Origin of the sequence: uncultured Veillonella sp. (genome assembly GCF_905209685.1) — a bacterium.
Lineage (GTDB): Bacteria > Bacillota > Negativicutes > Veillonellales > Veillonellaceae > Veillonella.
Genome location: NZ_CAJLUB010000193.1, coordinates 1 through 1,966, shown reverse-complemented (window position 1 = coordinate 1,966; position 1,966 = coordinate 1). Strand labels below are relative to the sequence as shown.

At 40.5% G+C, this 1,966-nt stretch carries 2 protein-coding genes; both read left to right on the top strand.

Going from position 1 to position 1,966, the window contains the following annotated elements; all coding sequences use genetic code 11:
- Nucleotides 1-1,002, top strand: a 1,002-nt coding sequence (locus tag QZ055_RS09315; RefSeq protein ID WP_295826477.1) for a cobalamin-dependent protein, incomplete at its 5' end; no start/stop codon positions are given.
- A gap of 125 nt (nucleotides 1,003-1,127) precedes the next feature.
- Nucleotides 1,128-1,966 (top strand): methylenetetrahydrofolate reductase (locus tag QZ055_RS09310; protein ID WP_295826474.1); only part of this gene is annotated, 839 nt, incomplete at its 3' end.

The window sequence follows — 1,966 nt, the reverse complement described above, 5'->3', positions numbered from 1 at the left end:
CCATTGGTATTAACACTTGCTAGCGGTGAAGATAGTGCACGCCAAACATTGCGTACATTACAGTTATATAAAGAGAAATTTGGCTTCCCAACAGTAATGGGCTTGTCCAATATCTCCTTTGGTATGCCACAACGTCCTTACTTGAACGGCCAGTTTTTAACAATGGCTTTAGCATGTGGCTTAACTACACCAATTATGAATCCTCTAAACTATCCAGCGAAAAAAGCGTTCGTATCTAGCACTACATTATTAGGCTGGGATCCAGGTTCTGCAGAATTCATCAAAGAATATGGCTATGAAGATGAAACAAGTGCTCCTGGCAATGCAGCTCCTAAAGGTCCTGAAAAGAAATCCTTCGACAGCAATGATCCACTCGCTAATATCCGTGCTTGCGTAGAACAAGGCGAAAAAGAAGCCATTGTTGATCTTGTGAAAAAAGCGTTAGCTGACGGCATGGACCCATTAGATATTACGAAAAAAGGCTTATCTGAAGCGATGAACGTAGTAGGGGATAAATTCGGTTCTGGTAAATTATTCTTGCCACAAGTAATGCTCGCTGCCGAAACAATGCAAGCTGCTTTCAACACTATTAAAGAAATCATTCCTGCTAGTGAAAGCTTGGATAAAGGTACAGTCGTTGTGGCAACCGTTAAAGGCGATATCCACGATTTAGGTAAAAATATCGTAGCAGCCTTACTTGAAAACAATGGTTACAAAATTGTCGATCTTGGCAAAGACGTTGACCCAGAAGTTATCGTTCAAGCGATTAAAGACAATAAGGCAGCTCTCGTTGGTATTTGTTCCTTGATGACTACAACAATGCCTCAAATCGACAATACTATCGCTGCTATCCGCGCTGCAGGCCTTAAAACTAAGGTTATGGTTGGTGGTGCCGTAGTTTCTCAAGACTACGCAGACCAAGCGGGCGCAGACATCTATGCTAAAGACGGTATCGCTGCCGTTAACCACGCAAATGATTACTTTGAAACATTAGAAAAATAATTTCTAATTTACATGACACAAAACAAGGTGAAAGCTCATCTTAAAAACTTATTTTGATGGTAAAAACCACGTAAAAGATTAAACATGATTAGCTTTCACCATATGTATAGATCAAGAGGTACATGATGACATTAAGAGAGAAACATCAACAAGGGAAGTTCACCATCACTGTTGAATTAGACCCACCAAAGAGCAGTTCTGCTCAAAAAGTATTCGACCAAGCAGCGCGTTTAAAAGGTAAGGTTGACGCTATTAACATCGCTGACAGCCCTATGTCCAAAATGCGTATGAGCCCAATTTCCTTGTCTTATTTGTTACAACACAATAAAGATATCGAAACTATCTTCCACCTTACATGCCGCGACCGTAATATCATCGGCTTGCAATCCGAATTACTTGGTGCTGCAGCACTTGGCGTAAATAATATCTTAACCCTTACTGGTGACAAACCAGATAATGGGGACCATCCATTTGCACAATCCGTATTCGAAGTAGACTGCATGGGTTTACTAAATATCGCTAAAACTTTGAATTCTGGCAAAGACTTGGCAGGTAACGACTTAGACGAGCCTACAAACTTCTACATCGGTGCTACTGGTAACCCTGGTGCTCCAGATTTAGAAATTGAACGTCAAAAATTGGCTGCTAAAATTAAAAATGGTGCGCATTTCGTACAAACACAACCAATTTACGATTTAGAACAAGCAAAACGCTACATCGATAAAATGTCTGAGTTCGATGTGCCTATTATGCTCGGTTTAATTCCACTTAAAAGCTTCAAAATGGCCACATATCTACACGAAAAAGTGCCTGGGATCAACCTTACACAAGAAATCCTAGACCGCGTAGAAAAGGGCGGTAAAGAAGCGGGTACAGAAATCGCTATCGAAACATTGGAACAAATCAAAAAAATCGCTGCAGGCGTACATATTATGCCTTTAAACGATATCGATACAACATTACA